Origin of the sequence: Streptomyces sp. NPDC000348 (genome assembly GCF_042898795.1) — a bacterium.
Taxonomy (GTDB): domain Bacteria; phylum Actinomycetota; class Actinomycetes; order Streptomycetales; family Streptomycetaceae; genus Streptomyces.
The window spans coordinates 1-22,584 of the sequence record NZ_JBIAZD010000004.1 but is presented as its reverse complement, the minus strand read 5'-3'; the positions used below and the strand labels follow the sequence as shown (position 1 = coordinate 22,584).

At 72.1% G+C, this 22,584-nt stretch carries 13 protein-coding genes and 4 pseudogenes; 3 read left to right on the top strand and 14 right to left on the bottom strand.

Annotation, left to right across the window (positions count from 1 at the left end; all coding sequences use genetic code 11):
* Positions 1-13 precede the first annotated feature (13 nt).
* Positions 14-2,377 carry a bifunctional salicylyl-CoA 5-hydroxylase/oxidoreductase gene (locus ACFY3N_RS09795; RefSeq protein ID WP_390816089.1) on the bottom strand — a complete coding sequence of 788 codons (2,364 nt, stop codon included), beginning with the start codon at positions 2,375-2,377 and terminating at the stop codon, positions 14-16.
* A gap of 4 nt (positions 2,378-2,381) precedes the next feature.
* Positions 2,382-3,209 carry an enoyl-CoA hydratase family protein gene (locus ACFY3N_RS09790; RefSeq protein WP_390816088.1) on the bottom strand — a complete coding sequence of 276 codons (828 nt, stop codon included), beginning with the start codon at positions 3,207-3,209 and terminating at the stop codon, positions 2,382-2,384.
* A 316-nt stretch (positions 3,210-3,525) separates the two neighbouring features.
* Here ACFY3N_RS09790 and ACFY3N_RS09785 point away from each other — a divergent pair, with 316 nt between their 5' ends.
* Positions 3,526-3,969 carry an ATP-binding protein gene (locus ACFY3N_RS09785; protein ID WP_390816087.1) on the top strand — a complete coding sequence of 148 codons (444 nt, stop codon included), beginning with the start codon at positions 3,526-3,528 and terminating at the stop codon, positions 3,967-3,969.
* A 15-nt stretch (positions 3,970-3,984) separates the two neighbouring features.
* On the opposite strand, the gene argF is transcribed toward ACFY3N_RS09785, so the two are convergent.
* From argF to ACFY3N_RS09765, 4 genes are all read right to left on the bottom strand, one after another.
* On the bottom strand, positions 3,985-4,992 hold the full coding sequence (gene argF / locus ACFY3N_RS09780) for an ornithine carbamoyltransferase (RefSeq protein ID WP_390816086.1): 1,008 nt from the start codon (positions 4,990-4,992) through the stop codon (positions 3,985-3,987).
* Between the two features lie 59 nt (positions 4,993-5,051).
* Positions 5,052-6,275, bottom strand: coding sequence for an arginine deiminase (locus tag ACFY3N_RS09775; RefSeq protein ID WP_390816085.1), 1,224 nt, complete (start codon positions 6,273-6,275; stop codon positions 5,052-5,054).
* Between the two features lie 67 nt (positions 6,276-6,342).
* A complete protein-coding gene (locus tag ACFY3N_RS09770; protein WP_390816084.1) occupies positions 6,343-8,028 on the bottom strand; it encodes an HEXXH motif domain-containing protein in 1,686 nt (561 codons plus the stop codon).
* A 68-nt stretch (positions 8,029-8,096) separates the two neighbouring features.
* Complete coding sequence (locus ACFY3N_RS09765; RefSeq protein ID WP_390816083.1) at positions 8,097-8,321, bottom strand: hypothetical protein; 225 nt, start codon at positions 8,319-8,321, stop codon at positions 8,097-8,099.
* 743 nt (positions 8,322-9,064) lie between these two features.
* On the opposite strand from ACFY3N_RS09765, the gene ACFY3N_RS09760 reads away from it, so the two are divergent.
* Complete coding sequence (locus ACFY3N_RS09760; RefSeq protein ID WP_390816082.1) at positions 9,065-10,390, top strand: cation:proton antiporter; 1,326 nt, start codon at positions 9,065-9,067, stop codon at positions 10,388-10,390.
* 52 nt (positions 10,391-10,442) lie between these two features.
* Here ACFY3N_RS09760 and fxsT read toward each other — a convergent pair whose 3' ends face one another.
* The 8 genes and pseudogenes from fxsT to ACFY3N_RS09720 all read right to left on the bottom strand — a co-directional run.
* Positions 10,443-15,038, bottom strand: a complete 4,596-nt coding sequence (fxsT, locus tag ACFY3N_RS09755; protein WP_390816081.1) for an FxSxx-COOH system tetratricopeptide repeat protein — start codon at positions 15,036-15,038, stop codon at positions 10,443-10,445.
* Positions 15,039-16,118: an AAA family ATPase gene (locus ACFY3N_RS09750; RefSeq protein WP_390816080.1), complete on the bottom strand. Its 1,080-nt coding sequence runs from the start codon at positions 16,116-16,118 to the stop codon at positions 15,039-15,041. It abuts the gene before it with no gap.
* Complete coding sequence (locus ACFY3N_RS09745; protein WP_390816079.1) at positions 16,115-17,662, bottom strand: hypothetical protein; 1,548 nt, start codon at positions 17,660-17,662, stop codon at positions 16,115-16,117. The genes ACFY3N_RS09750 and ACFY3N_RS09745 overlap by 4 nt, the downstream gene beginning before the upstream one ends.
* A gap of 227 nt (positions 17,663-17,889) precedes the next feature.
* Positions 17,890-18,147: pseudogene (locus ACFY3N_RS09740) on the bottom strand (polynucleotide kinase-phosphatase); the annotation flags it as partial.
* Positions 18,148-18,288: 141 nt separating this feature from the next.
* Positions 18,289-20,127: pseudogene (locus tag ACFY3N_RS09735) on the bottom strand (recombinase family protein); the annotation flags it as partial.
* A 104-nt stretch (positions 20,128-20,231) separates the two neighbouring features.
* Positions 20,232-20,408, bottom strand: a complete 177-nt coding sequence (locus ACFY3N_RS09730; protein WP_390816078.1) for a hypothetical protein — start codon at positions 20,406-20,408, stop codon at positions 20,232-20,234.
* A gap of 54 nt (positions 20,409-20,462) precedes the next feature.
* The gene (locus ACFY3N_RS09725; protein WP_390816077.1) at positions 20,463-20,861 is read right to left on the bottom strand and encodes a hypothetical protein; all 399 of its coding nucleotides are present in this window, start codon (positions 20,859-20,861) and stop codon (positions 20,463-20,465) included.
* 187 nt (positions 20,862-21,048) lie between these two features.
* Positions 21,049-22,240, bottom strand: a pseudogene (locus tag ACFY3N_RS09720) (IS701 family transposase); the annotation flags it as partial.
* A 240-nt stretch (positions 22,241-22,480) separates the two neighbouring features.
* Between ACFY3N_RS09720 and ACFY3N_RS09715 the strand changes: the two are divergent.
* Positions 22,481-22,584 (top strand): annotated as a pseudogene (locus tag ACFY3N_RS09715) (chloramphenicol phosphotransferase); the annotation flags it as partial.

Below are 22,584 nucleotides of genomic sequence, written 5' to 3'. Positions count from 1 at the left end.
CGGCGGGCGGGGCTCATGACGTCCGGGGTCGGCCTCCGAGGCCGAGACGAGGTCTGGGGGCGTCGGTGCGACCGGTCCGGGGCCGTCCGCTGCCCGCCCGGTACGGTGCCGGCCAGACCGCGCCCGGACCCTCGTAGCCCTGTTCGGCCGCCGCGTGGAGCGTCCAGTGGGGATCGTAGAGATGGGGGCGGGCCAGTGCGCACAGGTCCGTGCGCCCGGCCAGGATCAGGGAGTTGACGTCGTCCCAGGAGGAGATCGCGCCGACCGCGATCACCGGGACGCCCGCCTCGTGCCGGATCCGGTCGGCGAACGGGGTCTGGTACGAGCGCCCGAACTCCGGTTGCTCGTCGGCCACGACCTGCCCGGTCGACACGTCGATCGCGTCGGCGCCGTGCGCGGCGAAGGCGCGGGCGATCCCGACCGCGTCCTCGGCCGTGGTGCCGCCCTGCGCCCAGTCGGTGGCGGAGATCCGGACGGTCATCGGCCGGTCGCCGGGCCACACCGCGCGCACCGCGTCGAACACCTCCAGCGGGAAGCGGAGCCGTTTCTCCGGTGAGCCGCCGTAGGCGTCGGTGCGGTGGTTGGTGAGCGGCGAGAGGAAGCCGGAGAGCAGGTAGCCGTGGGCGCAGTGCAGTTCCAGCAGGTCGAAACCGGCCCGTGCGGCCCGTACGGCGGCGGCCGTGAACTGCTCCCTCAGGTCGGTGAGCCGGGCCCGGGACAGTGCGCGCGGCACCTGGCCGCCGGGCCGGTACGGCAGGGGCGAGGCGGCGACGAGGGGCCAGTTGCCGTCGTCGAGCGGCTCGTCCATGCCCTCCCACATCGGCTTGGTCGAGCCCTTGCGGCCGCTGTGGCCGAGCTGCACGCCGATCGCGGTGCCGGGCGCCTGCGCGTGCACGAAGTCGGTGATCCGCCGCCACGCCTCGGTCTGCCGGCCGGTGTAGAGACCCGCGCAGCCGGGGGTGATGCGCCCCTCGGGGCTGACGCACACCATCTCGGTCATCACCAGTGCGGCCCCGCCCAGCGCGCGGGCGCCCAGGTGCACGAGGTGGAAGTCGCCGGGGACGCCGTCGACCGCCGAGTACATGTCCATGGGCGAGACGACGACCCGGTTGCGCAGGGTCAGTCCGCGCATCCGGAACGGGGTGAACATCGGGGGCGTACCGGGCGGGCAGCCGAACTCGCGCTCCACGGACCGGGTGAAGCGGGCGTCGCGCAGCCGCAGGTTGTCGTGGGTGACGCGGCGGCTGCGGGTGAGCAGGCCGAAGGCGAACTGGCGGGGCGGCTGGGCGAGGTGGAGGGGCAGGTCCTCGAACCACTCCAGGCTGGCCCGGGCCGCGCGCTGGATGGAGGCGACGACGGGCCGGCGTTCCGTCTCGTAGGCCGACAACGCGGCCTCCAGTGAAGGCTGTTCGTCCAGGCACGCGGCCAGCGCCAGCGCGTCCTCGACGGCGAGCTTGGTGCCGGAGCCGATGGAGAAGTGCGCGGTGTGGGCGGCGTCGCCGAGGAGCACGACGTTGCCGTGCGACCAGCGCTCGTTGACGACCGTGCGGAAGGTGGTCCACGCCGAGTCGCCGGACTTCAGCGGGCGTCCGCCGAGCGCGCCGGAGAAGATCTTGGCGCAGCGCTCCACGGACTCCGCCGCGTCCGCCCCGTCGAATCCGGCGGCGCGCCACACCTCCTCGCGCATCTCGACGATCACGGTGGAGGAGCACTGGTCCTGCGGCCCGGAGGGCCTCGTCGAGGGGTGGTGGTCGGGCGACGGGCGGGCGTACGGGTAGCCGTGCAGTTGCATCACGCCGTGCTCGGTCTCGGCGATCTCGAAGCGGAAGGCGTCGAAGGCGAAGTCGGCGGCCAGCCAGATGTGGCGGCAGCGGTGCGCGGTGATCCGGGGCCGGAACACGTGGGCGAACGCCTCGCGCGTGCCGCTGTGCACGCCGTCGGCGGCCACCACCAGGTCGTACGTCTCCGCCAGCCGGGCCGGGTCGGGCGCCTCGGCGTGGAAGCGCAGGTCGACTCCGAGGGAGCGGCAGCGCCCGTGCAGGATCTCCAGCAGGCGGTGCCTGCCGAGGGCGGCGAAGCCGTGCCCTCCGGAGGTGTGGCGGGTGCCCCGGTGGACGATGTCGATGTCGTCCCAGCGGACGAAGTCCCTCTGCAGGGCCGCGTGGACCGCCGGGTCGGCGTGTTCGATGCCGCCGAGGGTCTCGTCCGAGAGGACGACCCCGAAGCCGAAGGTCTCGTCGGGGGCGTTGCGTTCCCAGAGGGTGACCTGCCGGTCGGGGCCGAGGCGTTTGAGCAACGCGGCGGTGCAGAGGCCGCCGGGGCCTCCGCCGATGACCGCGATGCGCCGGGGGTGGGGCGTTCCGTCGGTCGAGGGCATCCCCCTACCTCCCCTGCCATGCCGGAGGGCGCTTCTCGGTGAAGGCCGCGTGGAACTCGGCGTAGTCCTCGCCGTTCATGAGCAGGGCCTGGGTCGAGGCGTCCAGTTCCACCGCTGCCGACAGGGGCATGTCCAGTTCGGCCGTGAGGAGGGCCTTGGTCTGGGCGTGGGCCAGGGCGGGTCCGTCGGCGAGGCGGCGGGCCAGGGCTCGGGCGGCCTCGTCCGCGCCGCCCTCGTCGGCGAGTGCGCTGATCAGGCCGAGGCGTTCGGCCTCCGGTGCGCGCACCGTGTCGCCCAGCATCAGCAGCCGGGTGGCGTGGCCCAGGCCCACGATCCTCGGCAGCAGGTAGGCCGCGCCCATGTCGCCGCCCGACAGGCCGACCCGGGTGAAGAGGAAGGCGAAGCGGGCACTGGGGTCGGCGACCCGGAAGTCGGCGGCCAGGGCGAGGACCGCGCCGGCGCCCGCCGCCACTCCGTGCACCGCGGCGACCACCGGGAACGGGCACTCCCGTACCGCCCGCACGACCTGGCCGGTCATCCGGTTGAAGTCGAGGAGCCGGGCGGTGTCCATCGAGAGGGTCGCGCCGATGATCTCGTCGACGTCGCCGCCGGAGCAGAAGCCGCGCCCCTCGCCGGCCAGCACCAGGGCCCGTACGGCCCGCTCCCGGGACAGCTCGGCGAGCAGGTCGCGCAGGTCGGCGTAGGCGCCGAAGGTGAGCGCGTTGAGCTTGTCGGGGCGGGCGAGGGTGACGGTGGCGACGCCGTCGGCGAGGTCGACGCGCAGATGCTCCCAGCGGGCGGTGCGCGCGGCGGAGCCGGTGAAAGGACTCATGAGGGCGGCCTCCTGGGGCGGGCACTGCGCTGCTCAGTGAGCTCTGCCCGACGAATTTATCACCTTTCTGCGACTGTCGTCACGGGTGCGCGATACGCCGTTCGGGCGCCGTCACGTCCATCACCTTCGTCACGTCCGTCACGGATCGTCGACAGGCGGGCAACAGGCGGAGCGGACGGGCGCGCAGGGGCGTTGACGTGGGTGAACCGCCTGTCGCCGGGGCCGGACGCCCCGGACGGCACCCGGGCCCGCCCCCGCGAAGGGCGGCACCGGGCGCGCCGTACGATGGTCAGCTGAAAACAGGAGCACCCGCTCCATGAACGGACCCGCCGTGCACGAACTCCCCGCCGCCCCCACCTCCTGGCGCGTCGCGCTGCCGCACACCACCGCGGCGGTGCCGGTGGCGCGCGCGCTGATCCGTACGGCGCTGGCCGAGCGGGAGCACTCCGCCGACTGCGACACGGCGGAGCTGCTGACGGCGGAACTGGTGGCCAACGCCGTGGAGCACACCTCCGGGAACGCCCCGATAGAGCTGGTGGTGCGGCTGCTGCCGGCCGGCTTCCAGGTCGAGGTGCACGACGCCGACCCGGAGCCGCCCGGCGACCTCACCCGTCCGGCCCGCGGCGCGCCCGACCCCTGGCAGGAGCACGGGCGGGGGCTGCTGCTGATCCGCACCCTGAGCTCGTCCTGCGGCCACCGCCCCACCGAGTCCGGCAAGGCGGTGTGGTTCCGGCTGCCGGGCCAGCGGCGCCCGGTCTGAGCGGGACGCGGGAGCTCAGGCGAGGGTCGCGACCAGGACGGCCTTGATCGTGTGCATACGGTTCTCCGCCTCGTCGAAGACCACCGAGTGCGCCGACTCGAAGACCTCGTCGGTCACCTCCAGGGAGGTGAGGCCGTGGGTCTCGAAGACCTCCCGGCCGACCCGGGTGCCGAGGTCGTGGAAGGCGGGCAGGCAGTGCAGGAACCGGACGTCCGGGTTGCCGGTGGCGCGCAGCACGTCCATGGTCACCGCGTACGGGGCGAGGGCCTTGATCCGCTCGTCCCAGACCTCCTTGGGCTCCCCCATGGAGACCCAGACGTCCGTGGCGACGAAGTCCGCGCCCGCGACGCCCTCCGCGACGTCCTCGGTGAGCGTGACGCGCGCCCCGCTCGACGCGGCCAGCTCCCGCGCCCGGTCGACGATCCCCTGGGCGGGCCAGTAGGACTTCGGGGCGACGATCCTGACGTCCATGCCCAGCAGGGCCGCGGTCACGAGGTAGGAGTTGCCCATGTTGAAGCGGGCGTCGCCGAGGTAGGCGAAGGCGATGTCCGTGAGCGGCTTGGCGCTGTGCTCGGTCATCGTGAGCACGTCGGCGAGCATCTGGGTGGGGTGCCAGTCGTCGGTGAGCCCGTTGTAGACGGGCACCCCCGCGTACGCCGCGAGTTCCTCGACCTTGTCCTGGCCGTCCCCCCGGTACTCGATCCCGTCGTACATCCGGCCCAGCACCCGCGCGGTGTCCTTCACGGACTCCTTGTGGCCGATCTGCGAACCGGACGGGTCGAGGTACGTCGTCGAGGCGCCCTGGTCGGCGGCGGCCACCTCGAACGCGCAGCGGGTGCGCGTCGAGGTCTTCTCGAAGATCAGCGCGATGTTCCTGCCCCGCAGGTACCGGTGCTCGGTCCCGGCCCGCTTCGCGGCCTTCAGTTCGGCGGCCAGCTCCAGCAGGCCGAGGAACTCCTGCGCGGTGAAGTCCAGCTCCTTGAGGAAGTGGCGGCCGGCGAGGGCGGTCGGAACAGTCGCCATGGGGTGCTCCAGGGATGGGGGACACGAACCCTTGGAAGTCTATACGAACTTTTGTATTTCTATACGGCGTCTCGCTGGACGGGACAGCTCATGCAGCGCGGCCCGCCCCTGCCCCGGCCCAGCTCGCTGCCGGGGATCTCTATCACCTCGATGCCCTGCTTGCGCAGGTGCGTGTTGGTGGTGGAGTTCCGCTCGTAGGCGACGACGACGCCCGGTTCCACGGCGAGGACGTTGCAGCCGTCGTCCCACTGCTCGCGCTCGGCCGCGTGGACGTCCTGGGTGGCGGTCAGCACCCGGATCTCGCTGAGCCCCAGCGCGGCGGCGATCGCGCGGTGCATGTGCTCCGGCGGATGGTCGGTGACCTTCAGCTCCTTGTCCCCCGCGCCCGGTTCGATGGTGTACGAACGGAGCATGCCGAGGCCCGCGTACTGGGTGAAGGTGTCGCCGTCGACCATCGTCATCACGGTGTCCAGGTGCATGAAGGCGCGTCGCTTCGGCATGTCGAGCGCGACGATGGTCCGGGCGGAGCCGGCCGCGAACAGCTTGTGCGCGAGCATCTCCACCGCCTGCGGGGTGGTCCGCTCGCTCATCCCGATCAGCACCGCGCCGTTGCCGATGACCAGCACGTCCCCGCCCTCGATGGTGGACGGGTAGTCGGCCTGCCCCTCCGACCAGACGTGGAAGGGCTCCGCGCGGAACAGCGGGTGGTGCCGGTAGATCGCCTCGAAGTGCACGGTCTCCCGCTGCCGGGCCGGCCAGCGCATCGCGTTGACGGCGACGCCGTCGTAGACCCAGGCGGAGGTGTCTCGGGTGAAGAGGTGGTTGGGCAGCGGGCCGAGCAGGAAGTCGTCGAGCTCCATGGCGTGGAAGCGCACGGAGGTCGGCTCCGGGTGCGCGTCCAGGAACTCCCGCTTGGTCATCCCGCCGATCAGCACCTCGGCGAGCTCCGGCGCCGGGAGGGTCTCGAACGCGGCCCGCAGGTGGTCGGTGGCCAGCGGGCCGTACTCCTTCTCGTCGAAGACGCGGTCCAGGACGAGCGCGCGGGCCGCCGGGACGTCCAGCGTCTCGGCGAGCAGGTCGCCGAAGAGGTGGACGGCGACGCCGCGGTCGCGCAGGACGTCGGCGAACCCGTCGTGCTCGGCGCGCGCCCGGCGCACCCAGAGCACGTCGTCGAAGAGCAGGGCGTCCTTGTTGCTGGGGGTGAGCCTTTTGAGCTCGAGGTCGGGCCGGTGCAGGATGACGCGGCGGAGCCGGCCGGCCTCGGAGTCGACGTGGTAGGTCATGCCTTTCATCCTGACCGTCCGGGGGCGTGTTCACCCCTGCCCCCCGGGTTCCGGAAATCCGCTTCCGTCAGCCGCGGCGCCCCGGCCCGATCGACTCGGGCCGGGCCAGCAGCCGCCGTGCTTCGGGCCCGCGCTCCAGTCCCGCCCGGGCGACGATCCACCCGGCGAGGAGGTGCGGGTCACCGGGATCGCGGGCCAGGTCCTCGTCGTACCCGACGAGCGCGGCGGCGGCGTCTCCGGCGGCCAGGTGCTCGTCGGGGGTGCGGGCGTCGGCGGGCGGGCGGGCGAAGGCGTGGGTGCGGAGGTCGGGCCAGGGGGCGCGGTCGGGGCGGAAGCGGAGGGGGCCGCCCGGGAGCCCGGGCGGTGCGGACGGGGCGACGTTGCGCAGGCGCCACTCGGTGCGGTGCAGGGCGGCGGCGGTGCGGGCGCGGTGCAGGGCGGCCGGGGGCACGGGCTCGCGCAGCCAGGTGTCCAGGGTCCGGGCGAGACCGGTGACCAGGGCGTGCCCGGTCCCGGTGAGGCGTCCGCTGGTGAGCAGGGTGCGCACGACGAGCCGGCTCTGCGTGCGGCGCAGCGCGAAGTGGTAGGCGGCCGTCTCGGCGTGCTCCGGGTCGGACAGCCGGTCCCGCCAGAAGCCCGCGACGCCGGTGAAGGCGTAGGCGCCGTGCAGCAGACCGGTGAGGTGGCGCGGGTCGGGGCGCCACGGGGCGTAGTAGCGCTCCGCCCGGTCGTCGCGCAGGAGCGGGAAGAGGTGGATCAGGGCGGCGAGCTTGCTGTGCTGGAACTCGTGGACCAGCGTCTCGGCCAGGGCGAGCGGCGAGGAGGGGCGGGCGATGACCATCGCGCCGTAGGAGTCGCCGCTGGACGCCGACACGCGGACGTCGGGCGGCGGCGGGGGCAGCAGGCCGGTGCGGGCCCAGGGGACGACGGCCCGGATCACCGCGGGGTCGAGCCGTCCGGGGCCCGCGCCCTCCCCGGTCGCGAGGATCGCGACGGCCTCGTCGAACAGCCGCTGCCAGGCCACGGCCTCGTCGGCGTCCAGCCGGGCGGGCGGTACGGGGTCGTCGAGGTCGCGGTAGGGGTCCAGGTCCTCCAGGGGTACGGCCACGGGGCCGACCGTGAGGGTGCGCAGGGGGAGCCAGCGGGTGCCGTCGGCGGGCGGCGCCCCGTCCACCGGCACGGGCGCGGGCCGGCAGGTCAGCGTCGTCCGCCCGCCGTCGCGTCCCGGCCCGGTGAGGGTCAGCTCTCCGGCGCGGGTGCTCGCCGTGCCCGCCGACAGGCCCGCCGCCCCGTCCGGGAGCCGGGCCAGTCCCAGGCCCGGCAGGTGCAGCGCGCCGTCGTCCAGCGGAACACGCAGGACCGTTTCCGTGCCGGCGTGCAGCGAGGCGACCACCGCGAGGGTGTTCAGCCGGGCCGCCTCCGCCCACAGGTCCGGCCCGGTCGCGGTGCCGTGCACCCGGCGCAGCATGTGCGCGATCCAGGCGCCGGTCGTCGGGGCGAGCAGCAGCCGCTCGGCCGGCCCGGGCGCCCGCTCCGCCGCCTCCTTGAAGGCCCGCCAGGCCTCCGCGACCGGGGTGAGGGGAGTGGGCAGGTCCCGGAGCCGCTCCAGCAGGGTGCGCAACAGCAGCAACCGGCGCGCCCGCTCACCCTGGTCGAGGAAGGCGACGGCCTGCGCGGAGTGACCGCCGGCGGCGAGTTCCGCGAAGAGGGGGGCGGGCATGCGGAACGGGCTGAGGTGCCGCTCGCTGTTCATCACCGGGCCTCCGGTCGGTGGGCGGGCATACGGGAACCCGATGGGGTGCTCCCGGCACGGCGGGGCTGTTACTCGGCCCGCCCCGGCTCGCTGCCCCCCTTGATGCCGCTGCGGGAGCGCAGGACCTCTACGACCAGACGGGCACCGGAGTCGAGGGGAGCGAGGCCGTCCACGGCGGTCAGGGGCAGTGCCGCGAGATCCGCCAGGTCCGACTCCCGGACAGGAGCCCCGGCCGCGAGGACCGGCTCCCGGGCTGCGGCTCCGGCATTGCGCTGAGCGGGCGGCTGATGCAAGGTGCGTCCCCCTTCTCGCACGGTGGCACGCGATGCCCCGTGTCCTTGGATTCATCATGGCCATGGAAGACCGCATAGAAAACCGTACGATCACGCCACCCGATCATCATCAATCGCGCGGACCTTGAAGGTGATCGGTCCTCCCGCCCTGCTCGGAGAACGGCCGGGAGAGGCCTTCGAGGCCGGCCGCGCCATGGCACACGTCAGCCTGTGACGAGGCGGATTCCCGGGACGCGGGAGCCCTCGGCGGCGTCGGCCCCCGCCGTTCGGCGGGACCTGCCCACAGCGGGCCCACCGGTGAAGCGGCCCGACCGGGACGGCCGGCGTACGGCGACGGGTACCGGCCGCCGGCCGACGGGGGTGTCCCGGTGCACGTGGGACGGGACCGGCGGACGCCGGGTACGGCAGAGCACGGCCCGCTTCCCCGGGGGCCGCGAGACGTACCCGTACGGCCGGAAACAGTCCCTCCGGATCAGCGGCCCAGGAGTACGGTGCGCGCGACCGCCGAACCCGAGGGCGCGTCGACGGCGCACGGCAGCACGGGCGGCGGACGAACGCATCCGGGTCCCACGACCGGGCACGACCGCCACCCGTGTGCTTCCCGTGACTCGGGTCAAGCGTGTGTACAACATCCGATGCGCCGTCAGATCACCTTTATCCTGGGAGAGTTGGCTTCGCGCAAGCGTGCGACGCCCCATCGGCGGCCGCTCGGCCGGCCGAAGAACCGGACCACAGGGGGACACATGAGCCCTGACGCGCTGATCGCGCACTTCGTGGGGGCCTCGGCCCTGATCCTGGTGGCCGCGCACGCGGCGGGCTGGGCGGCACGGAGGCTGGGGCAGCCGTACATCGTCGGCCAGCTGACGGCGGGAATAGCGCTCGGTCCCTCCCTCCTCGGCAGTGCGGCGCCCGGCGCGTACGCGGCTCTGTTCCCCGAGGAGATCGGTACGGCCCTGACCGGCTTCGCGCAGTTCGCCCTGGTGGTGTTCCTGTTCGCGGTGGGCTACGAGCTGGATCTGAAGCTGCTGGGCGACCGGGCGCGTACCGCGGTGACGGTGGCGCTGGCCTCGTTCCTGGTGCCGATGGCGGTGGGCAGCGGGTGTGCGCTGCTGTTCTGGGACCGGCTCCGCGCCCTCGGCATGCCGCGCGATCCGTCCCCGTCGATCGTGGTGTTCGCCGGGATCGCCCTGTCGGTCACGGCCGTCCCCGTACTGACGGCCATAGTGCGGGAGAACGGTCTGACCCGTACCGTGCCCGGCGTGGTGGCGGTCTCGGCCGCCGGCCTGCTCGACGTGGTCTGCTGGACGGTACTGGCCGGGGCGTTGCTGGAGAACGGCGGCGACCACGCGCTCGGGTGGCCGTGGCGGGTGGTGATCACCGCCGGTTTCCTCGCCGTGACGCTCCTCGCGGCCCGGCCGGTGCTGCGCCGGCTGCTGTGGCGGACGCGTATGGAGCCCTCGCTGCGGATGGCGCTGCTCATCGGCTTCGCCCTCGGGTCGGCCTGGGTGACGCACTCCCTGGGACTGCACGTGATCTTCGGTGCGCTGCTGGCGGGCCTGGTGGCGCCCCGCGAGCCGGACGACACACTCGACCCCGATCTGCTGCGGTCCCTGCACGACGTCAGCTCGCTGCTGCTCCCGTTCTTCTTCGTGATCTCGGGTCAGGCCGTCGTGCTGAACGGCATGGGGGCCACGGGATGGGCCGCCGTGCTGGTGGTGACCGCCCTGGCCGCGGTGACGAAGATCGGCAGCGGTGCGGTGGCGGCCCGGCTGGGCGGCCTGAACCGGCACGACGCGCGCACCGTGGGCATCCTGATGAGTGCCCGCGGTCTCACCGAGCTGATCGCCCTCGACGCGGGCCTGCACGCGGGCCTGCTGAGCGACCGGCTCTACAGTGTCCTGGTGTTCATGGCCCTGGCCACCACACTCTTCACCCAGCCGCTCCTGCTCCTGACGCGCCGCCTGGCCGAACGGCATCCCAGCGGGCGGACGGACGACCCGGCCGACCTGCCGCCCCCGCCCTCCGAGCGGGACGGCACACGCACCGCCCCGGTGGCGGATCCGGGCTGACACCGGGCCGGGGCGGCACCCGCGCCGCTCCGGCCCGGCCCGTGCCGCCCCGCTACAGCGGCATGGGGGCGATGTCGCACTCGATACGGCGGCCCAGGCGGGCCGCCTCCAGCCAGGGGTGGTCGGCACGGACCACCCGGGTGAAGCCCTCCACCGCCTTGCGCCGCGTCCGGTCCGCCTCCGCGCCCCGGCCGAGACCGCGCAGATCGAGAGCGAGGTTCGCGGTGCAGGACAGGGTCAGCGGGTGTTCCGCGCCGGCGGACACGGTGAGTCCCGCCAGATTGGCCTCGTCGATCTCGTACGCGCGGTCGAAGTCCAGCCGCGCGTAGGCGGTGTTGGCCCGGCCGATGTCGACGGTCCGGGTCATCACGTGCTCGGGTCCCAGGGTCGCCACCAGTCTGCGGGACGCGTCGTCCTCCAGCTCGGCGGCGCTGTCCAGAGCACCCGCCATGCGCAGGGTGGCTGCGAGATTCGCCTTGGTCAGCAGGGTGTACGCGTGGTCTTCGCCGAGCAGCGACGCGTAGCGCCGTGCGGTCTCCTCGCCGAGCTCGCGGGACTTCTCGAGGTCTCCGGCGAGGCGTTGGTCGACGGAGAGGTTGATCGCCGTGGAGAGCGAGTCGGCCTGGATGGGGCCGTAACGGGTCACGAAGTGGCGCAGGGTCTCCTCGGAGAGCTTCAACGCCTCGTCGAGCACCCCGTCCCGGCGCAGGCAGACGGCGAGGTTGCGGGCCACGCGCAGGGTGAGCGGGTGCTGCTCGCCCATGGCGGTGCGCGCCCTCCGGTAGACATCCTCCTGGAAGGTCCGGGCGCCCGGGTAGTCACCGCTCTCCCGCATGTCGATGGAGAGGGCGTTGAGGGTGTTGAGGGTGAGGAAGCTGCTGGGGCCGAAGAGCGATTCGCGCTGCCGGGCGTTCTCCTGGTCCAGGGCCAGCGCCTCGTCGAACTGACCGCACAGACGCAGGTCGACGCCCCAGCTGTGGGTGGCCCGCAGGGTGGTCTGGTCATCGGGCCCGAACCTGGCGCGCGCCAGCTCGGTGGCCTCCTTGCCGAGGTCCCGGGCCTCCGTGAACCGCCCCTGGTAACGACGCGCGTCGGCCATGGTGCACAGCGAGTCGACGAGTTCCTCGGGGTCGACCTCGATGCGCCGGGAGACCTGCAGGGCCCTCTCGGCCAGGGGGATGGCCTCACCGAACTGGCCGACCTGGAGCAAGGTGAAGGCGAACGTCTTCGCGATGCGGATGACGTGGCTGTCCTCCTCGCCGGACGCGGCGAGCCATGCGCTCCATGCCTCCCGGGCGAGGTCCGCGGCCCCTTCGTGGTTGCCCCAGTAGTAGAGGAACAGCACGGTCTCGTAGACGAGGTCACGCACATACGTGTCGGTGCTGGTGACCGCCTGGGAGGCGAGGATGTGCGGCAGCAGCGCCTGGTAGGAGGGCCATTCCTGCGACGAGGCGAAATGGCCCAGTTTGGCGGCGGACAGCAGTTGGTGGGCGGCTTCCCTCATGCGTTCGCGCTGGTCGGGGCCGAGTTTGGCGAGGAGCACCGTCTGCAGCAGGCGGTGCATCTGCAGGGTGTCCGTCCGCGGGTCCGTCTTGATCAGGGAGAACTGGTTGAGGTCGCGCACGGCCCGGCTGAGCTTGACCGACTCCCGCAGCAGGGGGTCCACCTGTGGCGTGATGTTGACGCCCCGGCCACCGCGCAGGATGGACCGCGGAATGGGCTCGGGAGCCATGCTGGCGCAGATGTCGAGGAGCTGACGGGCGCCGGGGTTGTTCTCCTTGATCCGCTCCAGCGAGATGTCCCAGGCGGCGGCCACGGAGACGGGGTAGTCGGGAGCCGGATCGAGGTCGAGGATCTCGGGGCTGCGTTCGGCGAGCAGGGCGAGGTACTCCTCGACGAGCATGCCGGTGACCGCTCGCCAGGCACCGGCCTGCTCCACCGCGAGGGGCAGGTCGCCGAGGGCGTCGGCGAGACGGTCGGCGTCCTCGGTGGAGAGGTCGGGGGAGCGCTTCTGGAGCAGCTCGATGGACTCCTCGCGTTCGAACACGTTCACCGGGAGGGGGGTCGCCACCCGCTCCCAGGCCCGGTTCCGGGACGTGACGATGACCTTGCCGGGGCCGCTGGTCGGGAAGTACTGGCGGACCACGTCGATGTCCTCGGCGTTGTCGAAGACCAGCAGCCATCTGTCATGGGGCTCACCGGAGCGCAGCGCGTCCAGGACGGCCTGGACCGACGTGTTGGCGGTGCCCTCCTGCCCCGGCTGGGCGACCCCCAGCCGGGTCGCGAGACCGGCGAGCGCGGTCAGGATGAGGCTCTCGTGCTCCGCGGGAATCCAGCAGACCACCTTGTATTCGTGCTGGTGGGTGTAGATGTACTCCAGGGCCAGCTGGGACTTGCCCACGCCACCGAGACCGTGCAGCGCGTGCGGCAGCACCGCCGCCGTGTCCTGGGCGCCGAGCTGCTCCTCCACAGCGCTCAGCAGCGCCTGGCGGCCGACGAACGAGGTGTTCCTGAGCGGAACGTTCACCATGATGGCCGGCGTCGTGGTCGGCGTGCTCTGCATGAGCTGCTCAGCCTCCGGGGCTTCGTTTGGGGTCTCGGTCACCAGGCTCGGCAAGGGGTCTCCAGGTGCGTCGCGAACGTCCGACGCTGGATGCCTCCCGCCCTGGTCGTCGGTGGACTCGCCGCCGTCCGGGTGTTTCGGGTCCCGGGAGGACTCCGCGACCCCCCGTCCGGCCGAGTCGGGCAGCAGCCCGGACACGTCGGGCTCGATGCGGTTCGCCCGTTCGGAGTAGGGGCCCGAGAGTGCCCGCATCACGGCGAGTTCACTGCGCAGCCAGCCGCGCTCGGCCGGGTCGGGCAGCGTGGTGCCGACCGGGTCGCGCAGGGCCGCGCGCAGCGCGACGCCCCGCTCGCCGGCGGCCGGCAGGTCGCCCACCACACTGACGGTGCGGGCGAGTTGGGACCGGGTGGTGGTGGCGAGCAGCGCCTCACGGACACCGTCGGCGAACTCGGGGCGGCCCTCGCCCCCGCCGTCCCAGTCGATCAGTCCGCCCATGAGGATCTCGGCGAGGTGGTCGGGCCCGGTCTCCGGCATGACCCGGCGCCGCAGCTGTTCCACCAGGTCGAAGTCGAACGGGACGGCGGCCAGTTGGGTGGCCAGACGGCGCGCCGCGGGCGTGGCGAGCGTGAAGAAGCGGCGTACCGCGGCGGCCGCGGCGCGTGGGAGGCGCGGGGCGCGCAGACCGGGGGCGGGCGCGCCCTTGGTGAGGGTGCCCGCGAGGACGACCGGCAGGTCGCGGCGTACTCCGCGTTCACCGGTCACCAGGTCGGCCCAGGCGGCGACGGAGCCGGGTTTGAGGGAGAGCACCGGGACGGGCAAGGCGTCGTCGGCCGCCTCGGGCAGCGGGCGCAGAGGGTCGGGGCCACCTGGTGGCGCCCGGTGTCCGAGGCAGTCGTTGGGCATGCCGAAGCCACCGGCCTCGAGGACCGCCGGGTGGGGGTAGAGCGAGGTGCGGTGGCGGAGGTGGGGCGGGAGCAGATGGACCAGCGCGGTCGGGCCGGAGCGGGCGAGCCGGCTCAGCAGGGTGTCGGCGGCGGGGGCGGCCCAGCCGTGGGCGAGTCCGTCGGTGACGGCGAGGAAGACCCGGCCGCCTCGGCCGTCGAGGAGCTCGGCCGGGTCCGCGACGGAGCCTCCGCTGGCCCAGCGCAGGATGGCGGTGCCGGTCCGCGGGAGGGTGGCCCGGAGGGTGCGGACGCTGCGGAAGGCGCCGCTGTGTTCGGCGGCCTCGGCGAGGGCGGCCACCGTCTCCTCCCAGATACGCATGGTGGGCGCGTCGTCGGCGAGCAGTACCAGGTCGAACGCGGACGTGCGGGCGGGACGGAGGAACGGCATCCACATGCCGTCGACGAGTCCCTGCTCGGCGGTGGTCTCCTCGTCCAGTTCCAGGGCGTCGCGGGAGGGAACGCGGCGGGCGAGCTGGTGCAGGGCGCGGGCGAGCAGGGCGGTGCGGCGGCCGGGGCCGTACTGCGGCAGGTTAGCGTCGGGCAGCAGGGGGCGGCCGACGTGGAGGGTGGCGGTGCCCTCGGGGTGCGGTAAGAGCCCGCCGTCGGCGAGGAGCGGGCCACGCGCCGGGGCGGGGGCGCCGGCCGCGCCCACGGAGGTGGACGGTCCGACCCGGCCCGGGGTGCCGGCCCGGTCGGACGGGAGCCGCACGAGGGGCGCGGGAAGGACGGAGCCGGTCGTGGGATCGGCCGGATCCGCATGCCCGGAGGGCGTCGCGGGCTCCGGTTCGTCCTCGGTGCGGGGTGGCGCGGCCGTCTTCACGGCGCCCGCGGCCGGACGGATGGCGTCCGGGTCCGGCGCCGCTTCGGGTCCTGCGCCGGCGGGGCCGCCGTGGCGGTTCCAGTACGCGGCGAGCCACACCGCGTCGGCGACCTCCTGCCACCGCGGTGACTCCCGGTCCTCGCCGTCCGACCGCAGGAGCGGCTGGTCACCGGTCAGGGCGCGCCGGAGCGGGGACGCGGCGGCGGAGCCTTTGACCTCACTCGCGCATGCGACGGACTCGGGGGACGCCGAAGGAGGCGACGCCCCCGATTCGGACCCGCCGTCGCCGGATGCGCGCTCCCTGGGAAAGCCGTTGTCCATTCAGCGGCCCTTCGCGAGGTCGCGGAGCAGCATTTCCACGAGCTTACGCCCGTCCCCGTCGACCTGGAAACCACCCATGGTAGTGATCTGGACAGCGTTGAGTAACTGGTCCAGGGAGTGCGTGCCCCCGGCCTGGACTCGCTGGAGGAAGAGGTCCACCAGGTCCTCGCTGTGCCGTGGGCGCTCCCCGAGGTGCCGGCCGACCATGGCGAGGAGTTGTTCGCGGGTGGGCGTACGGAGCTCCAGGGGCAGGCAGCGCCTGCGGAACGCGGCCGGGAACTCCCGCTCCCCGTTGCTGGTGATCACCACGACGGGGAACTCCCGGCACTCGACCCGCCCTCGCCGCAGTACGGCACGGACGCCGGGGTCGCTGGTGTGGACGCTCGCGGTGTCGGCGGCGTCACGGACCAGCTCCGGGACGTCATAACTTCCGTTCTCCAAGACGTGCAACAGGTCGTTCGGCAGGTCGATGTCGCTCTTGTCGAGCTCGTCGACGAGAAGCACACGGGGACGATCGTAGGGCAGCAGAGCGGTCCCCAGTGACCCGAGCGTGATGAAATCACCCAGCACGGGGCGGACTTGACGGACGGTCAGGGAACTTCCGGTGTCCTCCGCCCCGTCGGCACCGGGTGCCACCACGTCCCGCAGTCCCGCCTGCCAGGCGGCGATGGCCTGGGCACGCCCCATCGCGTCATGGACGTACAGGCCGTCGCGCAGGGTCGTACGGCTGACGATGTTCCACTCCAGCACCCGGCCGAGCCCCAGTTCCCGCGCGATCACATAGGCGAGAGTGGACTTGCCGATTCCAGGTGGGCCGGTGATCAACAGCGGCCGTCGCAGCAGCAGCGCGGCGTTGACGGTGTCGATCTCGTCGGAACCCAGTTGCGGGGTGACCTCACCGGGGCCCAGCCTGCGCAGCGCTCCGTCCGGGTCGTCGGGCGGAGCGGGCTGGAGCGGGGCGCCGCCGAACCTGCGCCAGGGCGGGGGCTCGGGCAGTTCCACGGGGGCGGCGGGGGGCCGGCCGGTGGCATGGAAGATCCGCCAGGCGTCCGGGGCCGTCTGCTCCTCCTGCGCGGTCATGCCGGTGCCTCCTCGGTGGCGAGATCGCCGTCGTCGGTGTGGATGTCGACCAGCCGCGTCGGATCGTCCCAGAAGAAGGCGATGTGCCGCCCGAGCAGATCGGGGCTCTGGGCGGGATCGACGGCTTTCCTGCGCAGCCGGTGAATGGCCATGGGGATCTGCGCCGCGATCGGTACGGAGGCGAACACCGCGGTGACGACCTCGCGCCGCTCCTCGACGAAGGCGCCCCGGCGGTCCCATATGGCGAGGGAGATGCCCTCCGCGATGGCGGCTTTGAGCGCCTCCAGGGCGGGCGTGTCGGCGGGTGCGTCGAGTACCACGGCGGTGCGTCCGGACTCCCCGGCGAGCGCGGTCTGCCAGGCGTCGAGCCGGTGGGCGTCCGCACCCGTCCAGCCGTGCACCGTGACGCCGTGCTGCCGCAGTCTGCGCCAGCGATCGCGCCACTGCTGCCGGACCACCGCGTCGTCGGTGCGCATCCGCTCCAGACTGCGCAGGTGCACCCCGTACTTCAGGGCGAGCGGCAGCGGCCGGCCGTGGCCGATTGTGAACCTCAGCCCCGCCACGTCGTGATTGAGGAGGTCGTAGGGAAGGACGAACTCGACGTACGCCGGCCGCTCGCGTCCGGCCGGGTCCTGATCGAGCGGGGCGGACCAGAGCCGGGCGCCCTGCCGGAGGGCGTGTTCGACGGCTTGGCCGAGGCCGTCCAGGGTGGTGGTGGCCGGCTCACCGGGCTGCGGGTCCCAGTGGCCGGGAACGGTGTTCAGCCAGGGGCGTACGACGATGTCGCCGGACCCGTCACGGGCGGGTTCCACGGCGACGATGAGACAGCAGGGGATGTCCGGATCGTCGGCGGCCTCCCGGCGGACGCTCCGGCGCCGGGCCACCGCCGCCGTCAGGCCCGAGCGCCGGGCCCAGCCGTCGACCCATGTGCGGAGGGCTCCGCGGTGACCGGGCGATGCGGCGAGGGAGGCGGCCACGTCGACCAGGAGCACCGCGGGTGGTAATCCGTCCGGCTGCACGTTCCATTCCAGGACGTGCGCCAGGAGCTGCTCGGGCGAGAGTCCGGCGGGCAGGTAGAGGCCGTTGAGTTCCTCGGCGAGCCTGTCCCGCAGCCGCGCCGCGGACAACTCTCCCTTGGCGTCGGCCAGCAGGGCGTGCGCCGTGCCGGTGTCGTGGCCGGAGAGCGGACCGGGGAGGGAGGCGGCGGCCGGGGGCGGCGCGGCGGGGGCGAGCAGCCGCTCGAGTTCGTCGGCCGGCGCGGCCCCCTCGAAGAGCTCGACCACGGTCACCAGTACGCGTTCGCCGCCCGCCACGTTCAGCGCGGCACGCACCATGGCCACGACGTCCTCACGGAGCCGGATGCCGCGTACGTCGACCGTGCGGGCCAGCTGTTCACCGAGCACGGTCGCGAACTGGACGCGTCCCTGGGCGTCCTCCATGCAGCTCAGTTCGCACAGGGTGTTGGTGAGCCGGGACAGCAGTTCCAAACCCTGCGCGCGCGGCACCCCGCCGTCGGGACCGCCGGGACCCTCACCTTTCTCCACCGACTTCTCCCCCATGAGTCGGTTCGCCTGCCTGACCGACCTGCGAAGTTAGCACGGCACCTGACGGTTAGCCAGGGACGTGTGAGGCACGGAGGAACGAAGTCCGGCCGAGTCCCCCTTACGGGTGGCACTCGGCCGGATTCATTCACCACCGATGCGGCACGTGCCCGTCACAACCGCGGGTCCACCGGTTCCGACTCCAGGGCCAGTACGGCGTGGCCTCAGGCCCGGCCGGAGGTGCGGCCGTGGTACTTCTCCGGCAGTCCGGCGTGGCAGACCACCAGCCGGCCGCCGTCAAGGACGTAGTAACTGACCAGCCCGTCGGTGAACTCCCTTACCTCGGCGCGGAACTCCCCGCTCTTGATGTCCATCTGCCCGACGGTCTCGGCGAGTCCGTGGGTGTGCTGGACTTTGCGGCCCCTGAGGTGACGGCTGAACTTGTTCTCGTGGTTGCCGGGCACGCACAGCGCGTCGCCCGACTTCACCGTAGGTGTTTCCGCAGGTGATTCCTCGTGCCGGATGTGCAGAATGCGCGGCTCCACGCGGCCCTCAATCTTGAGCGGCGGCAGCACGGGCATCCCCGCCGGAAGGGTGCCGTCGTTGGGGATGACCTTCATGATCTCGTCCCACACGCCAGCGCGAAGCCAGCGGTTGAACCGGGAATGCACGGTCTTCCACAGGACATCGCCCGACACCTCGATTCCGTGCCAGCCACACCCGGTGCGTGCCTTGAACAGAATGCCGTCGACCACCGCGCGACCGTCGATGAGGCGGTGGTTCGAGGGCTCCCAGGCCTTGACGACCGGTTCCACCAGGGCCCACACCGCATCGGTCAGCGGGGGTGGCACCAGCCGCCCGGAGTCGGCAAACCACTTGGTGAGGGTGCAACCCTTGTTGGTCTTGCGCTCGGGCCTGGCACCCATGACCGTGACGCGCACGTCCAGCAGCGCGAGGATCTCGCCCTGTTCCTCGGGTGTCATGTCGGCCAGTCGCGTGCGCGCCAGTTCGGCCAGCGCTGCGAGGTCGTTCGCGCGCTGCTCGGCGGCCTGGGTCTCCTCCATCCAGCACTGCGCCTCGTCACGCAACTCCTTGAGCTTCTCCAGCTCGGTCTTGGCATCGGCCAGCTCCTCGTTCAGCAGCTCGACGGGCAGCCCTGACCGCATGTAGACCTTGATGGCGTTCTTGATGGACTGCTCACGTACGGCAACCTGCTGACTGAGGTCGGTCACCCGCGCGCGCTGCGCATCCTGATCGGTGTCAGCCATGCCGACCCACTCAGCCACCATCGCCCTGAGCTGCTCAGGGTCACCCAGAAGCTTCACAACCTCGGCCCACACGGTGGCCTCAAGTTCAGCCGCCGGGATCTGCGGGTCACTGCACGTCGGACCGTTCGCGTACTCCTCCTGTCGGCCCTTGCAGCGGTACCAACGGCCCGGGCCCTTGTGGCGCTTGCCGCCGATGTAGTGCTTGCCGCACTGGGCCGTGACACGCTTCGACAGCGGGTAGACCCCGGCCTGTCCTTTGGGCTTGCCGGAAGGTTCGCCGACAGTCGCCTTCAGGTCGGCCACCTCCTCCGGCGTGAAGATGGTGTCCAGCGGGATGCGAACGGTTTCGCCGTAGAGCGGCTTGCCCTCCTGGTCCAGCTTGGGCCCTCGGCCGTTCTTCACCTCGATGTTGCGGAAGATGAACACGGCTTCGAGGGTGGCCGTGGACATCAACCGCTTGCGCAGGTTCTGATGCGACCAGGACCGGCCCGAGCGGGTGAACAGACCCTCGGCGTTCAGGCGGGTGGCGGTGGCCCGCATGTTGAGTCGCTCGATGACCAGCAGCTCGCGCGCTCGGCGCAACACCTTGACCTCGGCCGGGCACAACCTGAGCCGGGACAGGCCCTTCTTGCCCTGGTCCTCGATCTCGTACCCGAATGGGGGCGGACCGCCGACCCAACCGCCCTCCTCGGCCTTCTCCTGCAAGCCGCCCTGGGTGCGGTCCCGGATGAGTTCCCATTCGGTCTCGGCGTAGTTGGCATCCTCGCGCATCTTCCGGCGACCCTCGGCGGTGGTGTTGTCGTAATCGCCCTGGACCACCGCCACGAACACGCCGATTTCCTCAAGACTCCACACCCACCGCCAGAACGCCCGGCCGGTGCGACCGATGGCGCGGCCCTCCTTCACGACGACGATGTCGAAGGGGCGCGGCTTGCTGTGGGCGTCCTCCATCAACCGCTTGAGGTCGGGACGGTCGGCGGCCTCCAGCGATCCCGAGATGCCCTCGTCCACGTAGGTGCCGACGTGCTTCCACTCCTTCTTGGCGATGTAGCGGGTGGTCCGCTTACCTTGGTAGTCGATGCCGTAGCCCTTGGCCTGGTCCTCCGTCGACACCCTCAGGTAGTCAACGGCCCGGAGCTGGCCACCCGCCAACACACGCTCGATCACCCCGGTGGCGATGGCTGTGGTTTGCTGGTTCATAGCTGGGTTTTCTCCTCGTGGTTCTCAGCGTTACGGCCCGGCCGGGGGCGCCACCTCGGCCGGGCCCATTCGTCTTAACGAGTGAAGTCGTCGATGCAGTCGGCCTAGATGAAATCGCCGGTAATCTTGTCCACAGCCACCTCGCGCACCCGGAGCTGGCAGACGCGGGGGTCTGGCACGTCCTGCCGGGCCTTGTCGGCGAGCTTTTGGATCTCGTCACGCTTGAAGGACTGGGCGGTGACCACGCGGCCCTGCGCGTTGCGGTACTGAATCTTGAACACTGGGGCTCTTCTCGGAGCCGGGCGGCCTGAGCCGCCCGGCGAGGGCGGGGTCGGTCAGCCGATGACCGTGAACTTGGTGGCGGTCTTGACCGCGCCCTTGGCGTCGGTGTAGGTGAAGGTGTTGCCCTCGACGATCCCGGTGCGCTTCCAGCGGCCGACCTTGGCGGTGACCTGCTTGGGGGCGGCCTTCTTGGTCTTGCGCTGCTCGACGCGGGCGGCCTTGTTCCGAGCCCGGGTGATACCCGCCTTGACCGTGTAGCCGAACGGGAACTTGGCGGTCAGCGACGCGGCCTCACCGCTGGTGCGGTGGCCGTCCTCGGCGACCCGGGTGACCAGCTCGCCAGCGGCACCGGCCTTGATCAGGAACAACTTGAGCTTGGCGTCGTGGCCGGGGGCGAGCTGCCGCTTGGTCTCCAGCCTGACAGCCGGTGGTCCGGCCGTCCTCCAGCTCAAAGCGGCTGCACTCGCAGCGCGTGGGCTCGGCGGTGGCGGCCTGGGCGGTCTTCGCGGCGGTGGTCTTGGCGGCCATTTTCTGTCTCCCTGATTAGTACTCCAGCCGTAGATGTGATCTTCATGATTGAAGGGCGGCCTGGCGTCGGTAGTGGCTGCGTTGGGCGCGGGCTTGGTGGCGTCGGCGTCAGGTGGACCAACGCAGTCGATGGGCTAGGTCACGGGTCGGCCGTGCGATCAGGGCGGTGAACAGGCGCTGGATCTCGTTGCAGGTCAGCGGGATCCAGCCCGTTCGGCCTGATCCCGTCGTTGGCCAGGGCCTGGTCGCGGCGTTCGTGGGCGGCCGTGACCGCGCGGAAGCCGTGGGCGAGCAAGGCCAGGGTGACCCAGCGGTGCCAGGAGTCCCAGCGGCGGATCTGGTGCTCGTCCAGCCCGGCCAGGGTCTTCGAGCTCTGGCACGTCTCCTCGATCGTCCAGCGGCTTCCGGCGACCTTGACGAGGGTGGACAGCGGGACCGGGCGGGGCGCGTAGCAGCGGTAGTAGGCGAGCTCGCCGGTGCGGCGGTTGCGGCGGATCAACAGGTGCTGATGGCCGGCCAGGCCGGGGGCGGTGATGGCGATCTGGGCCCAGTCGTACCAGCGGTGGCCCTTCGCACCGCGTCCGGCGGACAGCTTCTGCCAGGCCCACTTGGCGATCTTCTTGGCCAGGTGGTCGGTGCGCTGATCTCCGGCCGAGGCGGGGACGCGGTGGGTGCTGGAGACCGCGAGTACGTAGCCGAGCTGCCGCCGCTCCAGGGCGGCGCGCAGGTGCGGGTTGTCGCCGTAGACCTCGTCGCCGGCCGCCCATGCGGCCGTAACTCCGGCGTCCAGGGTGTGCTCGATCATCTGTCGGGCGAGCTGCGGCTTGGTGGCGAAGCCGACGTCGTTGGGGACGGCGGCCTGGCCGCAGCGGTCCGGGGCGCTCGTCCAGGACTTGGGCAGGTAGAGCGCGCGATCGATGGCGGCGTGTCCGTGGCGGGAGGTGTAGGTGAGGTAGACGGCGACTTGGGCGTTCTCGATCCGCCCGGCGGTGCCGGTGTACTGGCGCTGGACGCCGACGGTGCGGGTGCCCTTCTTCAGGTCGCCGGTCTCGTCCATCACCAGCACGGCCTGGTCGTCGGCCAGGTGCTCCAGAACGAACGCGCGTAGGTCGTCCCGCACCAGGTCGGCGTCTCACTGGGCGCGGCCGAGCAGGTGCTGCAGACCGTCGGGTGTGGCGTCCCTGGTGTGCTCGGCGATCGTCCAGCAGTTCTTGCGCGGCAGGTCAGCCAGCAACCCGAGCACCAACTGCCGGGACCGGAGCCGGGGCTCGACCCGGCTGAATCGTCCCGCGATCTGCTCCATCAGGCCCTTGAACATCACCCGCCAGCGGGCAGGCACTACGCTGTGACCTGCGACCACCGCTTCATCGTCAGTCCACACACCTCACGATGATCACCGGTGGCCGCAGCCGTCTCCGCACCAGGTCCCACCAACTCGATCACACTCCATGTTTTGATCGGGGTCTCTTGCGAATCCCGCTGGTCGCCGAGATCCGCTGGAGATCTCCTGAGCGCGGCGCCGGCAACGTGTGATCATGCCGATATGGCATCCGGTCGGATCATTTTCCTCAATGGCACCTCCAGCTCGGGGAAGTCGAGCATCGCCAGGGAGCTTCTGGACATCCTGGACGATGGCGTCTTCTTCCA